This window comes from Oceanobacter sp. 4_MG-2023 (genome assembly GCF_030689165.1).
In the GTDB taxonomy this organism is placed as follows: domain Bacteria; phylum Pseudomonadota; class Gammaproteobacteria; order Pseudomonadales; family Oceanobacteraceae; genus Oceanobacter.
The window spans coordinates 25,465-46,220 of sequence record NZ_JAUYVV010000007.1 but is presented as its reverse complement, the minus strand read 5'-3'; the positions used below and the strand labels follow the sequence as shown (position 1 = coordinate 46,220).

The window sequence follows — 20,756 nt, the reverse complement described above, 5'->3', positions numbered from 1 at the left end:
CTTTATTTACGTATTTTGAGAGAGAACAGCCCTTGTGGACGCAGCATCAAAATGCCAACGACGACGAGCAGGGTGAGCACTTTGGCCATCGAGCCACTGAGGAAAAATTCCATGGTCGATTGCGCCTGAGAGATAGTGAAAGCCGATGCGATGGTGCCCACCAGACTGGATGCGCCACCAAAAACCACCACCAGAAAGGTGTCGACGATGTACAGCTGGCCGGAGGTCGGGCCGGTTGAACCGATCATGGTAAAGGCGGCTCCGGCGATCCCGGCGATCCCACAGCCGAGCGCAAAGGTCAGGCGGTCAACGCGGGCGGTGTTGATGCCGACGGCAGAGGCCATCGGCCGGTTTTGCACCACGGCCCGGGTTTGTTTGCCGAGTCGGGATTTCTGCATTGTCAGACCCACACCAACGGCGACCACCAGCGTAATGGCCATCACAAACAGGCCGTTGATGGGAATTTCCACCATATCGGTCAGGGCGATGGAACCCATCAGCCAGTCGGGCAGGGTGACGCCGACTTCCCGCGGGCCAAAGATGGTGCGATACAGTTGTTGCATGATCAGGCTCAGGCCCCAGGTGGCCAGCAGCGTATCGAGTGGGCGTTTATAGAGGTGCCGGATCATGGCCCATTCGATAAAGGCCCCGAGTGCGCCGGCGGCCAGAAAGGCGAGGATCAGGGCGACAAAAAAATACAGGCTGTACAGGGATTCCGGCAGGTATGACGAAAAGACATTGGACGTCAGGTACGTGGTGTAGGCGCCGAGAATCATGAATTCGCCGTGGGCCATATTGATGACGCCCATCTGGCCAAAAATAATCGCCAGCCCCAGTGCCATCAGAACAAAAACAGAAAACAGAGTGAGACCGGCAAAGCCCTGCATGGCAAAAATCGAGGTCAGCTCGGTCATGGTGTAGTCGGCAAACATGGTGTTTCCTCCCAGTGGGTTGTAGCGCTACAAGCAGCAAGATAAGCAGAAGGGGAAGCGGCCCTGGCGGGCCGCTTGTTGCGGTTCTTGCTGAGTCACTTGCCTGGTAACACTGGCTTAGTAACCTTCAGGGAACGGGTTAGGCTCGATCAGCTCGGAGCTTTCGTAAACCACCTTGTATTGACCATCCAGCTGGGCGTGGCCGATACGGGTTTTGGACCAGAGGTGATGATTGTCGTGGATGCGGACATAACCTTCTGGAGCGGTGGTCAGCTCGATGTCAGGAGAGGCGGCGCGGACTTTGTCGATATCGAAAGAACCGGCTTTTTCAACAGCGGCTTTCCACAACCAGGGGCCAAGGTAAGCGGCCTGGGTGACGTCACCGATCACAATGTCGTCGCCGTATTTGGCTTTGAAGGCTTTAACAAACGCTTCGTTGTTGGCGTTTGGCAGGCTTTGGAAGTACTTCATGGAGGCGTAGATGCCATCGATGTTCTCGCCACCAATGCCGAGGATCTCGTCTTCGGTCACGGAAATGGTCAGGAACAGCGGCTTCTCTTTGGTCATGTCGATGCCCGCGGCTTTCAGCTGCTTGTAGAACGCCACGTTGGAGCCACCAACCACCGAGATAAAGACGACATCCGGTTTTTTCAGTTTGATTTTGTTGATAACCGAGTTGAACTGGGTGTGTCCGAGCGGGTAATACTCTTCGCCAACCACTTTGTCGCCAAGGACACTTTCAATGTGTTTGCGGGCAATCTTGTTGGAGGTACGTGGCCAGATGTAGTCAGACCCCAATAAAAAGTATTTTTTCGCGTCTTTGGCATCATCCGCCCAGTCGAGACCCTCGAGAATTTGCTGGGTGGCTTCCTGACCGGTATAAATTACGTTGGGTGATTGCTCCAGTCCTTCGTAGAAGGTCGGGTAGTAGAGCATGCCGTTGTATTGCTCAAACACGGGCAATACGGCTTTGCGGGAAGCCGAGGTCCAGCAGCCGAACACGGCAGCGACCTTGTCGCGGACCAGCAGTTTCTTGGCTTTTTCGGCAAAGGTTGGCCAGTCGCTGGCACCGTCTTCCTGGGTATATACAATCTGGCGACCCAATACGCCACCCATGGCATTGATCTGGTCGATGGCCAGTTTTTCAGCCTGTACCGAACCGGTTTCACTGATGGCCATGGTGCCGGTAATGGAGTGCAGGATACCGACGGTGACGGTGCTGTCGGTCACGGCAAGGCCGGTTGAGTTGGCGCTGTCAGCCAGTGCTGGCAGGCTGACGTGTGCCAGCGCCAGGGCGGCCGGAATGGCCAGCATGCGACGTAGCAGGGTACGGCGTGTACCTCTGGTTGAGTCGTAATTCCTTGATTTTGAAATCATAATTGGGCCTCTTCATGGGGTCTGCTGTTGGCGTAAGGAACGTTATTCAGCATCCATCATCGGCCGGGGAATGGATATTCGCGTCTTGTGACATCGATGTACGTACATTGACGCATACCCGCAAGCCAGGCTTGTCGTTATGGTCTTGATTCATTCGGGAAGGCGATACGATCGCCGTGGATATAAACCAGACATGTCGCAACCGTCGCCGTATGCCAGTCGTCGCAGTTACAACCGCTGGGTCGCAAACCAGACACTGGAAGACTTTGCCTTACGTTTTACCGCCAAAGATGCCCGCCGCTGGTCAGCGGCCCGGGTTTCCAATACCGCACTGGGCGCCATTTCATTTCTGGCGATGGAGGCCATTGGGGCCACCGTGACGCTGATGTACGGTTTTGATTCCGCTGTTGCTGCCATCATGGTGGTGTCGGCGATTATTTTTCTGACCTCGATTCCGATCAGCTATTACGCCGCCCGCTATGGGGTGGATATCGATTTGCTCAGCCGTGGCGCCGGGTTCGGTTATATTGGCTCGACCGTCACCTCGCTGATTTATGCCTCGTTTACCTTTATCTTTTTTGCCATCGAAGCCGCCATCATGGCCTCGGCGATGGATATCCTGTTTGGTATGCCGCTGTGGGCGGGGTATCTGTTCAGCTCCTTGCTGGTGATTCCGCTGGTAACCCACGGGATTACCGTTATCAGCCGGTTTCAGCTGTGGACGCAACCGTTGTGGATTGTGCTGCAGGTGCTGCCGTTTGTGTTCATTCTCTGGCAAGAGTGGTCGGTGGCGCTGGAATGGGTGAATTACCCGGGAGAAATGTCGCAGGTTCAGGGCGTCGAAGGAGCTGATGGGCATTTTGACCTGATGTATTTTGGCGCTGCATCGGCGGTGGTATTTGCCTTGATTGCGCAAATTGGTGAGCAGGTTGATTTTTTGCGCTTCCTGCCGGAACCGCAGCCCAAAAACCGTTTGCGCTGGTGGCTGGCACTGATCGGGGGCGGCCCAGGCTGGATTGTGGTGGGCATGTTGAAAATTCTGGCCGGGTCATTCCTCGCGGTACTGGCGGTGAGTTCAGGCATGTCGATTGCCGAGGCATCTGACCCGACTCGCATTTATTATATTGCCTTTGGTTATCTGACGGACTCACCCATGGCGATTCTGGCCATGACCGGGCTGTTTGTGGTGCTGTGTCAGGTCAAGATCAACGTCACCAATGCCTATGCCGGATCGATTGCCTGGTCGAATTTCTTTTCCCGCCTGACTCACAGCCACCCGGGGCGGGTGGTGTGGCTGGTGTTTAACGTCGTGATCGCGCTGCTGCTGATGATGCTGGGGGTATATGAATCGCTGGAGCGAATTCTGGGTATTTATGCCAACGTTGCGGTGGCCTGGGTCGGGGCGCTGGTCGCCGATCTGGTGATCAATAAACCACTCGGACTAAGCCCCAAACATATCGAATTCAAACGGGCCTATCTGTACGACATCAACCCGGTGGGTTTCGGAGCCATGGTGCTGGCCTCGGTCATTGGCGTGATCAGTTTTATGGGGGTATTGGGCCCGGTCGCTCAAGCGTTATCACCCTATGTTGCGTTAACGACCGCGCTGCTGGTGTCTCCCCTGATTGCGATACTGACACGCGGACGTTATTACCTGGCCAGGGATGTCATTGTCCAGGATTCCGCGGTCTGTGAGTGTGTGGTGTGTAATAACCGTTTTGACGCCGAAGACATTGCCAGCTGCCCGTTGTACAAGGGCGCTATCTGCTCCTTGTGCTGCACGCTGGAATCCCGTTGCCACGACCTTTGCAAAGACAACGCACGACTGAGCGACCAGATTCAGCAACTGTTGGAAATGGTCTTGCCCGTTTGGATGGTGGAACGAATGAACCCGAGGCTGCTGCAGTTTTCCGGGTTGATGGCGATAATCGGATCGATCGTGGGGGGCCTGTTCTGGCTGGTGTATGCGCAGATTCCCTCCTATGCCGAAGGGCATTCACTGCTGGCCGGGACGCTGGCGCAGGTTTATCTGCTGTTACTGATCATCATCGGCGTGTTGATCTGGCTGTTTGTGCTGGCCAACGAAAGCCGTTTGTTTGCGCTGAACGAATCCCAGCGGCAAACCGAGCTGTTGCAACAAGAGATTATTGCCCACGAAGCCACCGACCGGGCCCTGCAGGAATCGACGGAGCTGGCCGAGGCTGCCAATCGCGCCAAGAGCCGCTATCTCGGGGGCATCAGCCATGAGTTGCGCAGCCCGCTGAATTCCATCATCGGTTATGCCCAGCTGCTGGAAAAGGACGAAACGCTTTCCGGGCGGCAACGGGACAAGGTGAAGCTGATTCATCGCAGTGGTGACCACCTGGCGGATTTGATCGAAGGATTGCTGGATATTTCCCGTATCGAAGCAGGACGTCTGGAAATTCACCGCGATGAGTTTGACCTGCACCGGTTACTGGATGAGCTGGTCGATATGTTCCGGCTGCAAGCCGAAGACAAGGGCGTCCGTTTTGACTATCAGTTGTGCCCATACCTGCCACAGATTGTCCGTTCGGACGAAAAGCACCTGCGCCAGATCCTGATCAACCTGCTTTCCAACGCGGTCAAGTTTACACGGGCCGGGACGGTGTCGCTGAGTATCAGCTATCGCAGCCAGGTGGCCGAATTCATGGTGACGGACAGCGGCCCCGGCATCAGCAATCACGATATGCAGCGGATCTTTCTGCCATTTGAGCGGATTCGCAAGCCCGGTGTCCCCCAAACGCCAGGGACCGGGCTGGGGTTGACCATTTCCCGCTTGCTGGCCGATATCATGGGAGGCGATATCAGTGTCGACAGCCAATTTGGTCAGGGCAGTGTGTTCCGTTTGTCGATGATGCTCGCCAGTGTGGCACTGCCGGAGCCGGGGATTGCACCAGAGCGCAAGATTGTTGGTTACCAGGGCGCAGAAAAAACCTTGCTGGTGGTGGATGATGATCCTACCCATCGGGGCCTGATCAGCGAGATCCTGACTCCGGTCGGTTTCGAAGTGCTGGAAGCAGAAGATGCCGGTGCCTGCATCCGAGTATTGCAACAAACGCCGGTGGATTTGCTGTTGATGGATATATCCATGCCGGGAATGACCGGGTGGCAATTGCTGCGCCAACTGCGGAACGACGGCGTCAGCAGCCCGGTGGTGATGGTCTCCGCCGATGCCGAAGATCGGCAGTCGGCATTGGCTCAGGGGGACGCCAGTGATCCGGCGGAGCGACTCAATAACGGCTATCTGATCAAGCCGATCCGCGATCGCAAGTTGCTGGACATGGTTGCCAGAGTGCTGCAGTTGCAATGGCAATACGACGACGATGCATCTGAGCTGAGTGCGCCGTCGGGTGCCGACCCTGTCGATATGACGTTGTCAGAAGCGAGGGAAATGCTGGCGGCTGCCGAAGTGGGGCACATTGTGGGCATGGAAGCCGTGCTTGAGCAGATGGAGCAGCGGGGCGCTGCTGCGACCATGCTGCGACGAGTACGACACTGCCTCTCGGCCTTCCGGTTCGATGAGCTAATCACACTGACCAAGAAGGTGATCAATGATGAAACATAGTGTCAGCGTCACGGCATCGGGAAGCAGTACCCAGGGAGTGGTACTGATTGCTGATGACACCATTGGTTCACTGGGCATGCTGAATGAAATGCTCGTGCAGGCCGGGTATACGGTGTTGGTGGCCATGGATGGTTTGCAAGCCCTCGCCGTGGCCGAAAGAATGATGCCCGACCTGATTCTAATGGATGCCATGATGCCGAACATGGACGGCTTTGAAGCCTGTGAGGCGTTAAAAAAAGATCCTGATCTCGAAGGTATTCCCGTGATCTTTATGACCGGGTTAAGCGACAGCATGGATGTGGTCCGAGGGTTGGAATCCGGCGGCGTGGATTATGTCACCAAACCCGTGAATCTGGATGTATTGCTGGCCCGGGTGCAGGTTCATATCAGCAATGCCCGCAAGACGCGCCGGGCAATCGGTTCGCTGAATGAAATTGGCCAGCCAACCTTTGCCTGTAACGTGCACGGCCAGCTGTTGTGGTGTTCCAGCCGCACCATCGAAGTCTTGGCCAAATCCGGTTTGTCCGAACAGGCGTTTCAGGAGGCGACCAGTGCCGCGTTGGCGAGCTGGTTTGCCAGTGCTCCGGAACGCTTTCAGCAAGTCCGGGTAGAGCAGAATGCAGGGCAGTTTCTGGTGAAATTTCTGGGTTTACCAGCACCGGGCGAATATTTATTGCGGCTGGTGGATGATGATGAAATCTCGCTGCGCCAGACGCTGCGTGACCATTTTCAATTAACGGTACGCGAGGCCGAAGTCTTGCTGTGGTTGTCGCGCGGTAAAACCAACCAGGAAATCGGCCGCATCCTGACCATGAGCCCGCGCACGGTCAACAAGCACCTTGAAACGGTCTTCCGTAAAATGGGGGTTGAGAACCGCACTTCGGCTGCTGCGCTCAGCCTGGGGTATCTGAGCCGGTTGTGAGTTCCTGTGGCATTTGGGCAAACCTCCAGAGGGATCGAGGGCTGAGAATCCTGTTTCCCGGTGACTGTGTACGAATGGTTCCCTGAGCGACAACGTATAAACTTGCTCTTGTAAATCAAATGGATAGAGTGAGCAGCAACAGTCATTAAAGGAAGCTGGTGTGCAAACCCTTGAACAGTTACGTAATGGTGAGTTGAAAGGCTGTCGTCATCTGAAGCTGACACAAGCGCTGGAGACCTTTCCGGAAGAAATTTTTACCCTGGCCGACAGTCTGGAAGTGCTGGACCTTTCTGATAATCAGCTGACCGCTTTGCCCGATGACTTGTCGCGCCTGCGCCATCTGAAAATATTGTTTGCCTCGAATAATAATTTCCAGCATTTTCCTGAGGGTATTGGTGGCTGTAGCGCGCTGGAGATTGTTGGTTTCAAACACAATCAGATCCATCACCTCTCCGAGACCTGTTTACCACGAACTCTGCGGTGGTTGATTCTGACGGATAATGACATCGTACGTCTGCCAGAATCGATCGGGTCGTTAGGCAAGCTGGAAAAGCTGGCTTTGGCGGGTAACCGAATCGGGTTTTTGCCAGACAGCTTCCAACAGTTAACCCAGTTGGGCTTGTTGCGTATCTCTGCCAACCAACTGGCAGAATTTCCGGCGGTTACCTTAACGTTACCCAAGCTCGCCTGGTTCGCTTTTGCCGGTAATCCTTTTTGTGCACCAAGGCAAACACATGCCGATTTTCCGTTGGTGGACGCTGAAGCGCTGGCCTTGACCGAGACCTTGGGACGAGGTGCTTCCGGAATTATTTCCCGGGCTTATTGGCAATCGCTGGAGCAACAAGAGATATTGCAGTCAGAGCAGTGGGTTGCGGTAAAGGTTTTTCACGGCGATGTGACCAGTGATGGCTACCCTGAGGATGAACTGGATGCCTGTTTGTCGGTGCCCGCCCATAAAAACCTTGTCACGGCGATGGCCCGTATCAACGCAAACAATATGAGCGCATTGGTGATGGAACTGATTCCGGCCCATTACCAGAATCTTGGCCAGCCACCCAGTTTACAAAGTTGTACCCGGGATACCTTTACCCAGGGGCAGCGTTTTTCTTCCCGGCAAGTCGAGCATATGGTTAGGCAAATGCGCAGTATTGTGTCGCACCTGGAACAGGCTGAAGTGTGTCATGGTGATTTGTATGCCCATAACACCCTGATTGATGCCGAGGGTAATATCCTGTTTGGGGATTTTGGCGCGGCTTCCCGGTATGAGTATTTGTCGGCGCAGCAGAAACAAGGCATTCGCACCATTGAACGCCGCGCTCTGGATCATTTTATTGATGACCTGCACGGCCTGATTCCATAAACACCGCTTTTCAACAACCTGCTAGACTCCGGTCATTGGATGAACACAGGAAAAACAACATGAGTCAGCAAGACAATTTGGTGTGGATGGATCTGGAAATGACCGGTCTGGAGCCAGAGCAGGATGTGATTATTGAAATCGCGACGATCGTGACCGATGGTCAGCTGAATCTGATTGCCGAAGGTCCGGTGATGGCGATTCATCAACCTGCGATTCTGCTGGATGCCATGGATGAGTGGAATACGCGTACCCATGGCAATTCAGGGCTGGTGGAGCGAGTCACCAACAGTCCGATCAGTTGTCGCGAGGCCGAGCAGCGGACGCTGGCGTTTCTCAAACAGCATGTCAAAGCCGGAACCTCGCCCTTGTGTGGCAACAGTATCCATCAGGACCGTCGTTTTCTGGTCAAATACATGCCGGAGCTGGAAGCGTTTTTCCATTACCGCAACCTGGATGTCAGTACGCTGAAAGAGTTGGCCAAGCGCTGGTCGCCGTCGGTGGTGTCTTCGTTCGACAAGGCGGGCAGTCATCAGGCGCTGGATGATATTCGTGAGTCCATTGCGGAGCTGGCGCATTATCGCGAGCATTTTCTCCGTTTGCCGGAATAAGGGCGCATCACAAGGTCAGGTGTCCGAGCCAGTCAGAGCAGAGACTATGGCCCCCAGCGGTTGGTATCCCATAACAGCCAGCTGGCCGGGTCCTGTTTGAGCTGGTTGGCCAGGGACTGGTTGATGCGCTCGGTGATTTGGCGGGCTTGTGCCGGCAGCTGGTCGTCAGCGACGGCCTGTGTCGGGGTCAGTGATGGCTCAAATACCTGGCGGTACTGGCCATCGTTGGTTCTTAGGGTGTAGGTCGGAATCAGTGCCATGTGATGACGCAAAGCCATTTCAGCGGCAAAGGTTGAGGTCCAGGCGGGCTGTCCGGCAAAGTCGATTTGTTGGCCGTTACGGCCTTTCTTGACCTTGATGTCGATCAGAATATGGGCGTTGTCACCGTTTTTCAGATGTTGGATCAGTTCACCGGTACGGTTGGTCGAAATCATTCTGGGGCCGACCCGAAAACGCCGGTTAAAACTCAGGTAATCAAAACGGGTATCGGCAAAGTCGCGGTACAACTCCCAGGCTGGAAATCCCAGTTGCTCGATAATCCGGCGGTTCATTTCCCAGTTATTGATATGGCCGCTGACCCATAATATTCCTTGTCCCTGGTCTTTGGCGCGCTGTACGTGTTGCAGCCCTTCTATCTGTGTTCGTTGCCGTTCGTTGCCATCCATGGTGAGGGATTCGGTGGCGGTGAGCAGCATATTAGCGTAATAGCAGTGACGGATATGCTGGCGCTGGGCGACGCTGGCATCGGGCAACAGGCGTTGCAGGTTGTTGTCGAGGTAATGGTTTTTTTTGGCCAACAGCAGGCGTGTCAGTCGGGCAATGATGGGGCCGGTGGCGGCGTAGCGGCTGATTTTCTGTATTCTGGCCCGGCCCATTATCCGGATCAAACCCACCAGCACTGAAGCCAATAACCAGAGTAGCGGGCGCAGCAGATAACGCTGAAGATAAGTGGTCATAAGGTGTACTCGGTGGCGTGGCCAGGCAACGGCTTAAATCGGCTCCAGCCCATCTTCGAACACCCAGCCGTGTTTGCGGCAAAAGCGGAAAATGCGATTAACAACCGGATTGGCCCAACCGTTCAGAATGCAGAAGTCGACGCCAAGGTCGAGATGGTGGGATTGATGCTGCTCTTTTGTCATAAACAGTCTGGTTTTTTGCAGGACTCGCACCAGCAGGGAAAGTTTGGGCCGATGGGCACAACTGTGTGCGTATTGGGTCAGCATCAGGGCACCGATCAACGTCCAGCCAAACAAGGCCGTCAGGGAGCCGATCCAGTCGAGGGTGTGCAGCAACAGTAACGACACGGTGGCTGGCAGGGTGACAAAATACATCGCGGGCATGATCAGCCGCAGGAAACTGCGGCGGCCCAGTGCGCCGGGGCTAAGGTGGTGAACCTTGAAATCAAAGACAATGGTTTCCAGTGGTGAAATCTTTTTCATCACCGCAGTGCGTTGTTTGAGATATTCTTCCGAGCCTTTACTGCCTTGATAAAAGTACAGTTCCTTGAGGCCAGAGTTTGGCGTAGTGCGCCGATAATCGAGAATAAAATGGGCGACGCCAGACAACAGGTCGGCAAGATAAATCGCCAGAAAAATGACCGGGACAGCCCAGAGAGTTATCTCGCCAGACGTCGCAATACCGACCAGCAAACAGAAATACAGGGTCATGCACAAGCTCACCGCACCGTAGTGCAATAACTTGTTACCTGTAACCCCGTTATTGGCGGCAGAGGGCTTTATCTTTGGGGAGATCCGGGATCCAGGCAAGGTCAGGACTTTCCATATGGGCTGGTCAATAAGCGCTCTATAGTATCGAGCGGATTGGCATATTACAAACCGGCAGGCCAGGTTACTTGACCTGCCGGTCGAAACGAAGGTGACGATGGTCTGTGTGGTGGTATTGCGATCAGGCGGGCTGATTGTCCTCGCTAACTTGTTCAAGGTTGGCCAGTCGTGCGCCTTCTACAGCGTCGAGGAAGTCGTGCCCCCAGCGTTCGATATCATGGTGTTGCACGGCGTCAAACGCATCCCGTATACGAGAGCGTGCTTCGGCTTCATCCATCACCAGCCCTTGCCAGGCGCTGTCGGCCAGTTCATGGGGTGAGTGAGGGTTGGTAAGTAGAGCTCCACGCAGTTCGGCAGCGGCACCGGCAAATTCCGACAATACCAGCACTCCGGCTCCGTCGACCATTCCTTGGGTGGCAACGTATTCCTTGGCTACCAGATTCAGGCCATCGCGCAGAGGGGTAATCCACATCACATCGGCCATGGCGTAATAGGCAACCAGTTGTTCAAACGGCACTTTGCGGAAGAAAAACTGCAAGGGTGTCCAGCCGATTTGGGCAAAGCGGCCGTTGATGCGTCCGACGGCCTGTTCGATATCCACCTGCAGTTCGGCGTAAACGGTCATCTCGGCAGCGGCAGGAACACAGATAGTGACCAGGGTGACGTTGCCAATCAGCTCTGGGTGTTCATCCAGCAAGCGTTCGAAAGCGAGCAGTTTTTCCAGAATCCCCTTGGTGTAGTCGAGGCGTTCGACAGACAGCAAGACCCGGGTGCCTTCCAGCTCCTGTTTGAGCTGGCGGATTTGTGTCTGGATTTCCGGCTTGTCGAGCGCATGGGTAATACGGCCAAGATCCAGCCCTACCGGATGCGCACCCAGATGAATGATGCGGCCATGGACCTTGATAACGGAGGTCATTTCTTCCAGACCGACGGCACAGCCGTAGGTCATGAAGCGCGGTGCACAGTTCTGTTTTTCCAGCACCTTGATCGGCGTAACCCCACGGGCAACATCGACGAAGTTTTCTGACTGGCGTGGAATATGGAAGCCGATAAAATCGCACTGTAGCAGGCTGCCGATAATCTCACGACGCCATGGCACTACGTTGAAGACGTCGGCAGACGGGAAGTAGGTGTGGTGGAAAAAGGCAATGGTGACGTCGGGACGCAGTTCGCGCAGGAAAGCCGGCACCATCCAGAGGTTGTAGTCGTGGATCCAGACAACGGCGTTTTCGGCGGCTTCGGCGGCGGCTCGTTCCGCAAACAGGCGATTGACTTCCAGGTACACCAGCCAGTCTTCTTCAAGAAAGGTGGCGCGCTCCCAGAAGGTATGCAGTGTTGGCCAGAAGGCTTCCTTGGAGAACTTCTTGTAGAAGATATCCACTTCATGAGGCGTCAGGGCAACACGGGCCGTCATCAGTTTGGGGTATTTGACAGCATCAACCGGGCTGCGGGTTTTGTAGCCCGGGGTCTCGGGGTCGACCGTCGACCAGGCAACCCAGGAGCCGGGTTTGCCGTCACCAAAAAAGCTCAGCAGCGTCGGGATAATACCGTTGGGAGAGGATGGCGGCCGTTCGACCATCACACCGTCTTCTACTTTTTCTTCAAACGGCAGGCGGTGGTAAACAACCACCAGGTCGGACTTGCCGGTTTGTTGTTCTTCGCGGGATTCTGCTTCGACACCGGCCATACCCAGAAAGCCAAAATGATTGAAGGCTTCAATAATGCCGCCACAACCGGCTTTTTCTGCGTGGTAGACCATGGTGCTGCGCTCGGTGGCTTCCAGCAGACGGCTTTCGGAGCCGCCGACACAGACAGACGGGTAGTCGAGCTCAATCATTTCCAGATCATTAAAGCTGTCGCCAGCAATCAGCACTTGATCCTGGCTCAGCTCCAGCCATTCGATCAGGCTGTCGAGGGTGGTGCCCTTGTTGACTCCACGAGGCAAAATATCCAGATACTGGTCGGAGGAATACATCAGGTCGCAGCCCAGCTGACTGACCGCGGCTTTTAATTCGTCAGACAGGGTGTCTTGCTCGCAATAGAAGGAACAACGACGCTCCTGGGGGACATCCTGACGTTGCAGCTCGGTAAAGGGTTCCAGTGCATTCAGTACTGCCAGCTCCCCCGGCCAGTTTTGTTCCACTTCTCCCTGGATATGAGTAATGGGTTGCAGGGTTTCTCCATCCACTATGGTGGCACCCACATCACAGATAATGTAATCCGGTTGGGGAATGGACGGATCAGATAGCAGTGGCAGAACCATTTCGATGCCGCGGCCGGTGACAAAAGCCAGGCGGATATCGGGGTGGTGATTGATCAGGTGATAAAGCTGTTGGCGATCGTCCGGGTTGCCGGACAAAAAAGTACCATCAAGGTCTGTGGCAAGTAACATCGTGCGTATTCTCCTTCCGGGGCTGGGTTCATCTTGAACGATGGGCGGCCCTGGTTGACTGGTCGTGATGTCGTCTTGGACATCGGGTTAATTGGCTTCTGCAGCCATGATGCCTGAGCCTTGGCTCGGGCCATGTGGAACAACCGGTCAAACTGCGCTTGCTGTAATAACTGGCCGAGTGACGGTGTTCCTGAATGCGTTTGTGTATCTCTGTTGTATGTTTCTTTTGTTACGTTTTGTCGGATAAGGTTCGTTGTTCTGTGGCCTCCGCCTTGCTCACGAGGTTGGAGGCTGGGTTAACGGTGGTTCATCTGGCTTCGTGGAACTGCCCGGTTCCTCTGTGTTATCCACTGCGGATGTATCCGCTGTCGGCTCGCTGTCGTCGATGTCATCTTCCGGCAGCATTTCCAGCGCGGTAGGCGTTGTCCGTACCATGGGTACAAACGGCGCGGCGGATTCAATGTCATCGGCCTTGGTTTGTGGCCGTTTCAGCGAGTAAAAGGCATAAGCAGCAATCATCATATGAGCCAATACAAAAAACAGCAGCAGTGCCAGCGGGCTGTAATATTCCATCAGAGTCCCTGCAACAGCGGGGCCAGCTGCGGCACCCATGCCATGAATCAGCAGCAAGGCACTGCCGGCAGGCAGGATATCACCAGGTTCCAGATGGTCGACCAGATGCGCAACGGATACCGGATACACCGCGAATGCAGCACCACCCCAGAGAGCCATTAACGACAGTACCAACCAATAGGAGGCCGGTAGCAGAAACAGCAGCAAGGCTGCTACCACACCGGCGGAAGCCGTGATTGCCAGCACCTGGCGGCGATCGTGGTGATCCGAATAGCGCCCCAGTGGGTACTGGAAGATAGCACCACCAATAATAGTTGCCGACATCAGCATGGCCACCTGGCTGCTGTCGAAGCCGATGCGCTGGCCAAAGACCGGCATCAGTCCCCAGAAAGCCCCCATCGCAAGACCGGAAAAGACGCCGCCAACGACAGCGACCGGTGCCAGCTTGACCAGCCTTTTGGGTGAAAAACGTTTCACTTCCGACACCGATGGCTGGGCCAGACGCGTCCAGGTAATCGGCACCAGACTGATACACACCAAGATGGCCGCCAGCGCGAAGAGGGTAAAGTTGGCCGGGCTGTCGAGCTGCAAGAGTTGCTGCGCCAGCGCCAAGGAGACCAGGTTAACGGCCATATAAATCGCAAACACCTGACCACGCTGCTGTTGTGGTGTCTGGTTGTTGAGCCAGCTTTCAATAATGGTGTACAGAATCACCAGTACTGCCCCGGTGACGACTCGTAGCAAAATCCAGGCGATCGGATTGACCAGCAAGCTGTGCAACAACACAACCGCAGCGGCAATGGCAGCACAGAGCGCAAACGCCCGAATATGACCAATGCGGCGCAGAATGGGCAGGCCAATATAAAACCCGACAAAAAACCCGGCAAAATAGCCCGAACTGATATAACCGATCAGGCTGTCACTGTAGCCCTCGAGGCCACCCCGCAAGGCCAGCAAGGTGTTCAGCAGACCACTGCCGAACAGCAGCAGGGATACCCCAAGGAGCAGTGAACCAATAGGAATAATCAGCGGCAGCATAATAATGTTGTTCCTTTCATGTGGGTGTCGTTCATGGCTGACGATTAACAACAGGGAAAACAAACCTGGCTGTCTTGCTGACTTGTCGCCTGCCAGATTGGACCGTGTAACGACCAGGGAATCTAGCGGTTGCATCACAGGGAATTGACCATTGGCCGACACCACCTTCGTTATGGCAATGTACCCGTGTACACCAGGGATCGGGGTGATTGCCCTTGCCCAGGTAAGGAGCTGATTGACTGAGAATATGGTCGTTGCGTTGGATATGTGCCGCCATCTGAAATGAAAACAAGACCTAGAATGGCCCTAAAACAGGGCATATTGCCAGTATTGTCCACAATGCGAGGCGCCAGAGTCGGTTTTTTTGAGAGATATCGGACAGGTTATCCGTATTGATCGGTAGCCTTTGGGCTCTTGATCGGAGAGTGGGCTTTGCATGTTGTTATCAGCGTCTATCTGGTGGCGTCAGTATGGCTGCCGGGTCTGATTCTTGTCGGTGAACATAATCCGGCAATGGCCACATGGGCATTTTACTTAAACGATCGTTTCATTTGTGGTTGTCATCCATTCGCAAGCCATTGAAAATGGAAGGATAACAAGAGTGTCGGTCGCGGCACTGACCATTTTACGAGGATGAAGTCTGGAATGAGTACTTCGAATCTGGCGTTGGAACTGATCGATATTCACAAATCCTACGGCGACCTGAACGTATTAAAAGGGGTCACGTTAAAGGCTGCCAAGGGCGATGTGATTTCTATCCTGGGTTCCAGTGGCTCGGGCAAGAGCACCTTGCTGCGGTGCATTAATTTGCTGGAAAAACCCAGTCAGGGCGAAATTGTTATCGGTAATGAACAACTGATGCTGAAGCCGGGCAAAAATGGCGAGCTGGAAGCCGCCAGCAGCAAGCAACTCGAAAGGCTGCGCTCCTGTCTCGGGTTTGTGTTCCAGCAGTTTAATCTCTGGCCACATATGACCATTTTGCAAAACCTGATTGAAGCTCCGATACATGTTCTGGGTGTTCCCAAGGCTGAAGCCATGGAACGGGCACGGAAATTGTTAGCAAAAGTGGGGCTGGCTGATAAGGAAGGTGCTTATCCCGCACATTTGTCCGGTGGCCAGCAGCAACGGGTGGCTATTGCCAGAACCCTGGCGATGGAGCCCAAGGTACTGTTGTTTGATGAACCGACATCGGCACTGGACCCGGAACTGGTCAATGAAGTGCTGGCGGTGATGCGCGAGCTGGCCGACGAAGGCCGTACCATGCTGATCGTCACCCATGAGATGCGGTTTGCCCGTGAGGTGTCCAGCCAGGTGGTGTTTTTGCATCAAGGGCAAGTGGAAGAAATCGGCACACCCGAACAGGTGTTTGATAATCCGAAATCCCCGCGCGTCAAAGATTTTATGGCCAGTCACCAGGGCGGATGATGGCTCGGGTGTTGCGATGGCTGGTGTTGCGATGGCTGCCATGGGACCCAACGATAGGTCTCGGCGGCTAATTCCCTGATTGATATTCATAACTCTGATATTCACAACCATGAGGAAAGAGAACGATGCGTAAGGTAATCACGACAGCCTGTTTGTTGGTATCCTGCCTGACAGCTCCACTGGCATTGGCGGGTGACAAGGTCCGTATTGCAACAGAAGGTGCCTATGCACCGTTTAATATGACGGATAACCAGGGCCACCTGATTGGTTTTGACGTCGATATCGCCAAGGCCTTGTGTGCCGAAATGAAAGCCGATTGTGAAATCGTGGCGCAAGACTGGGACGGTATTATTCCGGGGCTGCGTGCTCGCAAGTACGATGCGATTATTGCTTCCATGTCGATCACTGAAGAGCGTTTGCGGGTCGTGGATTTCAGCGAAAAATACTACGCCAACATGCTGGCTTTTGTTGGGCCTGAAGGCAAAACCCTGGATGTCACCAAAGCCGGTCTGAAAGGCAAGGTGATTGGTGCCCAGCGTGCCACTATTGCTGGTCAGTATCTGGAAGATAACTTCGGCGATATCGTTGATGTGAAGCTTTACGATACTCAGGACAACGCTTATCTGGATCTGGCGAATGGCCGTCTGGACGGCATCATGTCGGACAAGTTCCCGGCCTACGACTGGTTGCGTACCGACGATGGCAAAGGCTTTGAATTCAAGGGCGACGACCTGGATATCGATGACCATATTGCCATTGCTGTTCGTAAAGGCGACAAGCTGGCGAACAAATTCAGCGCTGCTATCAAGGCTATCCGTGCCAATGGCAAATACGCTGAGATCAACGCCAAATATTTCCCGTTTGATATTTACTGATATTGCCTGCCGGAGTCACTCGCTCTGAGTGCTCCGGTGCTATTTCTGCTTCTGGACGAGAGTCGCAACTGTTATGGATTTACAAGGGTACGGCCAGCTGCTGTTGAGTGGCTTGTGGGTCACCATTGAGCTGGCCTTGGTCAGTCTGTTTTTTGGCCTGATCATCGGCTTGTGTGGTGCTTCGGCCCGGCTGTCTGCTTCTCCTGTTGCCCGTGCGATCGCAACGACCTACACCACGGTTGTACGGGGTATTCCAGAGCTGTTACTGGTGTTGACTCTGTATTTTGGCGGTTCACAGCTATTGATGTGGATTGCCAGCATGTTTGGCTACGACGAATATATCGATGTTGGCCAGTTTGCGGCGGCAGTGGCGGCGCTGGCGATTGCCTTTGGTGCGTACTCCACCGAAGTGTTCCGAATGGCGATGATGGATTTACCCAAGGGCCAGTGGGAATCCGCTGCGGCCATGGGTATGACGCCATTAAAAACCTTTGTTCGTATCATCATGCCGCAAGTGTGGCGCCTGGCGATTCCTGGTTTGGGCAATCTGTTTCAGGTCTTGCTGAAAGATACGGCTCTGGTCTCTGTGGTTGGTTTGAATGAGCTGATGCGGCAAGCGTCGGTCGGTGCTGCCAATACCAAACAACCGTTCGATTTTTATCTTGCTGCTGCCTTGTTGTATCTGTTACTCACGGTTGCCACCACACTGATTACCGGTTATCTCGAACGTCGTAGTAAACCTGAATTAAGAGGAACCCGCGCATGAGCTGGGAGTGGGGGGTTATTTGGGAATATCTACCGCGGTTATTGGGAGGGGCTTGGCTGACTCTGGAGCTGGTGGCTGTTTCCGGCTTGTTGGGATTGGCTCTGGCGGTGCCGTTGGCGCTGGCGCGAGCATCGGCTAATCCGCTGGTGAGAGCGTTTCCGTATGCCTATATCTTTTTCTTTCGCGGTACACCATTGCTGGTGCAAATCTTTCTGATCTATTACGGCGCGTCACAGTTTGATGCTGTGAAAGAGTCCTTTTTGTGGCCTGTTCTGCGTGAGCCTTACTGGTGCGCGATTATTGCTTTCTCGATGAATACGGCCGCTTATACCGCCGAGTTGATTCGGGCGGCGATTCAGGCGATTCCCAAAGGTGAGATCGAAGTCTCGCTGGCGTTGGGGATGAGTAAATTGACCATGATCCGGCGTATTATCCTGCCGCGTGCTGCTGGTATCGTGTTGCCGGGTTACAGCAACGAAGTGCTGTTGATGCTGAAAAGTTCGGCGCTGGCCTCGACGATTACCTTGCTGGATTTGACTGGCATGGCACGGACGATTATTGCCAGAACCTACACGCCACTGGAAATGTTTTTTGCGGCAGGCATGGTGTACCTGGCCATTGCTGCCGTCATGATTCTGGTGTTCCGTTTGCTGGAGCGGCGACTGAACCGTTATCAGTTTGCCAAGCGCCCGTCATGATCTGACGCCTGGCTTCAGCACTTCTTGACGGAGCAAGAGTGGGGGAGTGCTGTGCTCACTCTCTCACTCTCTCACTCTCTCACTCTCTCACTCTCTCACTCTCTCACTCTCTCACTCTCTCACTCTCTCACTCTCTCACTATGTTGGTTGTTGCTCGTCGATCCGAGGTCTGTAGGGCGTCTATGCCTGAACGCTGTTTTGAATCCACGGCACGGATTCTGATGCAATGTTCACAAAGGCCTGGGCTGTGGGTGCCAGTCGGGATGAGCGGTAATGCATTTGCGTCAGTACCTGGGTGTGGTCATCTTCAATCGGCATAAATCGACAGCCTTGTGTAAACAGCTTCGACACGCACAAGGGCGCGATAGCAACCCCCAGCCCGGCGGCCACCATGGTTAACACTGTCTGCATGTGTTTGGGCTGGGCAGAAATATGGGGTGAAAAATGATGGCGTTGGCAAAGATTGATAATGCTGTCGAATAAACCTACGGCTTCTTCCCTTTGAAATAAAATAATGTGCTCTTGCCTGAGGTCATCCAGACGTATTGACTGCCGCTGTGCCAGCGCATGCTGCGAAGGCAGTACAAGGGTTAACTGATCGGTATAGAGCAATTGGCTGGTAAAAGTGGTTTGCAGCTCCGGCGGCAGTGGCCGAGAGATACCAATATCAATGTGATTGGTTTCAAAGGCGAGTAATTGCTCGGATGCGGTCATTTCAAACAGACTGATTTCAACATCCGGGTACTGGCTATGAAAACGCTGCACCAGATCCGGAATAAAGGTCAAACAGGCGGAAGGTAAATAGCCTACTTTCAGGCTGCCCAATTCACCATTGGCGGCTTTTTGGGTACGCAGGACGGCTTCTTCTGCTTGTTGCAATATGCGCGCTGCATCGGTGAATAATTGTCGGCCAGCCGCGGTGATATGCACATCGCGTGTGTTGCGAATAAACAACAGGGTGCCCAGTTCTTTTTCCAGCGCTGCGATATGGCGACTGATTGCTGGCTGCACGGTATGCAGCTCCCGCGCCGCAGCGGAAAAACTTTTTAATGTCGCAACGGCAATAAAACTTTTTAACGGCTTCAATTCCATTTATTGATACTCAATCCGTATGACTGTGATTATATTAAATCATTTCTGTTCTAACTGCCAAGGACTTACTCTGTGTGTTCCGGTGCGGATTTCAGGCAGATATTGGCTGTTGAATCTGTCTGTGTCATGACGCCGGGTAATTTTTATTCATGCAGGAGCTTCTGATTAATGAGCCGACTTTCTTCTTTGGGCAGCTATACCTTGCTGTGTATTTCCTGCCTGACCATTATGGTGGGGGCGGTGGTTGCGCCAGGGTTGGCCAGTATTTCGATGTCTCTGGGGGTCGCAGATCACGCCGGTTTCCTGATCACATTGCCTGCGCTGGGAGCGGTGTTGTTCGCGCCGTTTGCCGGGCGTTTGATTGATCGGTTTGGTGCTTATCCATGTACTTTTGTTGCTTTGTTTTTGTACGGTGCACTGGGCGTTTCCGGGCAATGGTTGTCTGGGCCTATAGCGGTATACAGCAACCGGATCGCACTGGGGGCGATGACCACGGTGGTGATGGCTGGCAGTACGACACTGATTTCACAGTTTTACGTTGGGCATGAGCGCTTGAAAATGATTGCCCGGCAAGGCATGGCGGTGGAGGCAGGAGGTGTGATTTTCCTGTTTATTGGTGGCTTGCTGGCGGTTCAGTCCTGGGAATTACCCTTCTTTATCTATCTGGTTGCCTGGCTGTTTCTGGGGATGCTGTTTTTGTTTGTGCCTGATACGTCTGCCCAGCCGGGATCGTTAGCGGAAAGCCCTGAATCCAGTGGGTCAGGCTCCAGGTCATTGTTGTGGGTGTATCTGTCGGCCTGTATGGCAATGATGATATTTTTTACGGTGATCGTGGTGTTACCTCTCAGCATGGAAAAGTCGGGTTATAGCGCCGATCACATTGGGCTGTTGCTGGCATTTATATCGTTTGTTGCGGTTATTACTGCCCACTTTTTGCCAAGGGTAAACCTGCGCTGGAAAGATAAGGGCACACTGAGTCTGGCGTTTGTATTTTATGCGCTGGGGCATCTGGCTTTTTATGTCGGAGCCAGCGTGTCGGTTCTGGTCTTGGGTGGATTGCTGGCGGGGATGGGATTCGGGCTTTCGATTCCATTGCTGAATCATATGACGGTTGAACGAAGTGACCCCGGCCAGCGCGGTAAAAATTTATCGTATTTTGCCATGGCTATATTTCTGGGCCAGTTCCTGACTTCTTTTGTGGAGCTTGTTTCGGGTCATTTCCTCTATCTGATCGCGGCGTTGGTGGCAGCCTTGTACGGTATTTGTGTCTGGGTGGTGTTTGCTCAACGTTCACCGGCAGCGCCGACAGCATCGTGACGGGCTGCGTG

At 54.1% G+C, this 20,756-nt stretch carries 16 protein-coding genes; 9 read left to right on the top strand and 7 right to left on the bottom strand.

Going from position 1 to position 20,756, the window contains the following annotated elements:
• Positions 1 to 2: 2 nt before the first annotated feature.
• Both urtB and urtA read right to left on the bottom strand, forming a co-directional pair.
• The gene (gene urtB / locus Q8W24_RS06980) at positions 3 to 932 is read right to left on the bottom strand and encodes an urea ABC transporter permease subunit UrtB (protein WP_303433184.1); all 930 of its coding nucleotides are present in this window, start codon (positions 930 to 932) and stop codon (positions 3 to 5) included.
• 117 nt (positions 933 to 1,049) lie between these two features.
• A complete protein-coding gene (gene urtA / locus Q8W24_RS06975) occupies positions 1,050 to 2,309 on the bottom strand; it encodes an urea ABC transporter substrate-binding protein (RefSeq protein ID WP_303433185.1) in 1,260 nt (419 codons plus the stop codon).
• 193 nt (positions 2,310 to 2,502) lie between these two features.
• Here urtA and Q8W24_RS06970 point away from each other — a divergent pair, with 193 nt between their 5' ends.
• From Q8W24_RS06970 to orn, 4 genes are all read left to right on the top strand, one after another.
• Complete coding sequence (locus Q8W24_RS06970; protein WP_305474837.1) at positions 2,503 to 5,895, top strand: ATP-binding protein; 3,393 nt, start codon at positions 2,503 to 2,505, stop codon at positions 5,893 to 5,895.
• A complete protein-coding gene (locus Q8W24_RS06965) occupies positions 5,882 to 6,817 on the top strand; it encodes a response regulator transcription factor (RefSeq protein WP_303433187.1) in 936 nt (311 codons plus the stop codon). Before Q8W24_RS06970 ends, Q8W24_RS06965 begins: the two co-directional genes overlap by 14 nt.
• 160 nt (positions 6,818 to 6,977) lie before the next feature.
• Complete coding sequence (locus Q8W24_RS06960; protein WP_305474834.1) at positions 6,978 to 8,177, top strand: leucine-rich repeat-containing protein kinase family protein; 1,200 nt, start codon at positions 6,978 to 6,980, stop codon at positions 8,175 to 8,177.
• A gap of 59 nt (positions 8,178 to 8,236) precedes the next feature.
• Complete coding sequence (gene orn / locus Q8W24_RS06955; protein ID WP_303433189.1) at positions 8,237 to 8,785, top strand: oligoribonuclease; 549 nt, start codon at positions 8,237 to 8,239, stop codon at positions 8,783 to 8,785.
• 44 nt (positions 8,786 to 8,829) lie between these two features.
• Here the strand turns inward: orn and Q8W24_RS06950 are convergent, their stop codons facing one another.
• The 4 genes from Q8W24_RS06950 to Q8W24_RS06935 form a co-directional block, all read right to left on the bottom strand.
• The gene (locus tag Q8W24_RS06950) at positions 8,830 to 9,741 is read right to left on the bottom strand and encodes a lysophospholipid acyltransferase family protein (RefSeq protein WP_305474832.1); all 912 of its coding nucleotides are present in this window, start codon (positions 9,739 to 9,741) and stop codon (positions 8,830 to 8,832) included.
• 33 nt (positions 9,742 to 9,774) lie between these two features.
• Positions 9,775 to 10,452 carry a fatty acid desaturase CarF family protein gene (locus tag Q8W24_RS06945; protein ID WP_303433192.1) on the bottom strand — a complete coding sequence of 226 codons (678 nt, stop codon included), beginning with the start codon at positions 10,450 to 10,452 and terminating at the stop codon, positions 9,775 to 9,777.
• 238 nt (positions 10,453 to 10,690) lie between these two features.
• The gene (gene ggpS / locus Q8W24_RS06940; RefSeq protein WP_303433194.1) at positions 10,691 to 12,961 is read right to left on the bottom strand and encodes a glucosylglycerol-phosphate synthase; all 2,271 of its coding nucleotides are present in this window, start codon (positions 12,959 to 12,961) and stop codon (positions 10,691 to 10,693) included.
• Between the two features lie 276 nt (positions 12,962 to 13,237).
• A complete protein-coding gene (locus Q8W24_RS06935; RefSeq protein WP_303433196.1) occupies positions 13,238 to 14,572 on the bottom strand; it encodes an MFS transporter in 1,335 nt (444 codons plus the stop codon).
• 645 nt (positions 14,573 to 15,217) lie between these two features.
• Here Q8W24_RS06935 and Q8W24_RS06930 point away from each other — a divergent pair.
• From Q8W24_RS06930 to Q8W24_RS06915, 4 genes are all read left to right on the top strand, one after another.
• Positions 15,218 to 15,997, top strand: a complete 780-nt coding sequence (locus Q8W24_RS06930) for an ABC transporter ATP-binding protein (protein WP_305414708.1) — start codon at positions 15,218 to 15,220, stop codon at positions 15,995 to 15,997.
• Positions 15,998 to 16,122: 125 nt separating this feature from the next.
• Positions 16,123 to 16,872, top strand: a complete 750-nt coding sequence (locus tag Q8W24_RS06925) for an ABC transporter substrate-binding protein (RefSeq protein ID WP_305474829.1) — start codon at positions 16,123 to 16,125, stop codon at positions 16,870 to 16,872.
• A 73-nt stretch (positions 16,873 to 16,945) separates the two neighbouring features.
• On the top strand, positions 16,946 to 17,638 hold the full coding sequence (locus tag Q8W24_RS06920; RefSeq protein WP_305452008.1) for an ABC transporter permease: 693 nt from the start codon (positions 16,946 to 16,948) through the stop codon (positions 17,636 to 17,638).
• Positions 17,635 to 18,336: an ABC transporter permease gene (locus Q8W24_RS06915; protein ID WP_303433202.1), complete on the top strand. Its 702-nt coding sequence runs from the start codon at positions 17,635 to 17,637 to the stop codon at positions 18,334 to 18,336. Before Q8W24_RS06920 ends, Q8W24_RS06915 begins: the two co-directional genes overlap by 4 nt.
• Positions 18,337 to 18,516: 180 nt before the next feature.
• Here Q8W24_RS06915 and Q8W24_RS06910 read toward each other — a convergent pair whose 3' ends face one another.
• Positions 18,517 to 19,428: a LysR family transcriptional regulator gene (locus Q8W24_RS06910; protein WP_305474828.1), complete on the bottom strand. Its 912-nt coding sequence runs from the start codon at positions 19,426 to 19,428 to the stop codon at positions 18,517 to 18,519.
• Between the two features lie 168 nt (positions 19,429 to 19,596).
• Between Q8W24_RS06910 and Q8W24_RS06905 the strand changes: the two genes are divergently transcribed.
• Positions 19,597 to 20,745, top strand: coding sequence for an MFS transporter (locus Q8W24_RS06905; protein WP_305474826.1), 1,149 nt, complete (start codon positions 19,597 to 19,599; stop codon positions 20,743 to 20,745).
• Positions 20,746 to 20,756 lie beyond the last annotated feature (11 nt).

Excerpts from the sequence above, each read along its gene's own strand:
- orn (WP_303433189.1), top strand. The coding sequence starts at position 8,237 with ATGAGTCAGCAAGACAATTTGGTGTGGATGGATCTGGAAATGACCGGT.
- Q8W24_RS06950 (WP_305474832.1), bottom strand. The coding sequence starts at position 9,741 with ATGACCACTTATCTTCAGCGTTATCTGCTGCGCCCGCTACTCTGGTTA.
- Q8W24_RS06935 (WP_303433196.1), bottom strand. The coding sequence starts at position 14,572 with ATGCTGCCGCTGATTATTCCTATTGGTTCACTGCTCCTTGGGGTATCC.
- Q8W24_RS06910 (WP_305474828.1), bottom strand. The coding sequence starts at position 19,428 with ATGGAATTGAAGCCGTTAAAAAGTTTTATTGCCGTTGCGACATTAAAA.
- Q8W24_RS06925 (WP_305474829.1), top strand. The coding sequence starts at position 16,123 with ATGCGTAAGGTAATCACGACAGCCTGTTTGTTGGTATCCTGCCTGACA.
- Q8W24_RS06930 (WP_305414708.1), top strand. The coding sequence starts at position 15,218 with ATGAGTACTTCGAATCTGGCGTTGGAACTGATCGATATTCACAAATCC.
- Q8W24_RS06905 (WP_305474826.1), top strand. The coding sequence starts at position 19,597 with ATGAGCCGACTTTCTTCTTTGGGCAGCTATACCTTGCTGTGTATTTCC.
- Q8W24_RS06945 (WP_303433192.1), bottom strand. The coding sequence starts at position 10,452 with ATGACCCTGTATTTCTGTTTGCTGGTCGGTATTGCGACGTCTGGCGAG.
- ggpS (WP_303433194.1), bottom strand. The coding sequence starts at position 12,961 with ATGTTACTTGCCACAGACCTTGATGGTACTTTTTTGTCCGGCAACCCG.
- urtA (WP_303433185.1), bottom strand. The coding sequence starts at position 2,309 with ATGATTTCAAAATCAAGGAATTACGACTCAACCAGAGGTACACGCCGT.
- Q8W24_RS06920 (WP_305452008.1), top strand. The coding sequence starts at position 16,946 with ATGGATTTACAAGGGTACGGCCAGCTGCTGTTGAGTGGCTTGTGGGTC.
- Q8W24_RS06915 (WP_303433202.1), top strand. The coding sequence starts at position 17,635 with ATGAGCTGGGAGTGGGGGGTTATTTGGGAATATCTACCGCGGTTATTG.
- Q8W24_RS06965 (WP_303433187.1), top strand. The coding sequence starts at position 5,882 with ATGATGAAACATAGTGTCAGCGTCACGGCATCGGGAAGCAGTACCCAG.
- Q8W24_RS06970 (WP_305474837.1), top strand. The coding sequence starts at position 2,503 with ATGTCGCAACCGTCGCCGTATGCCAGTCGTCGCAGTTACAACCGCTGG.
- urtB (WP_303433184.1), bottom strand. The coding sequence starts at position 932 with ATGTTTGCCGACTACACCATGACCGAGCTGACCTCGATTTTTGCCATG.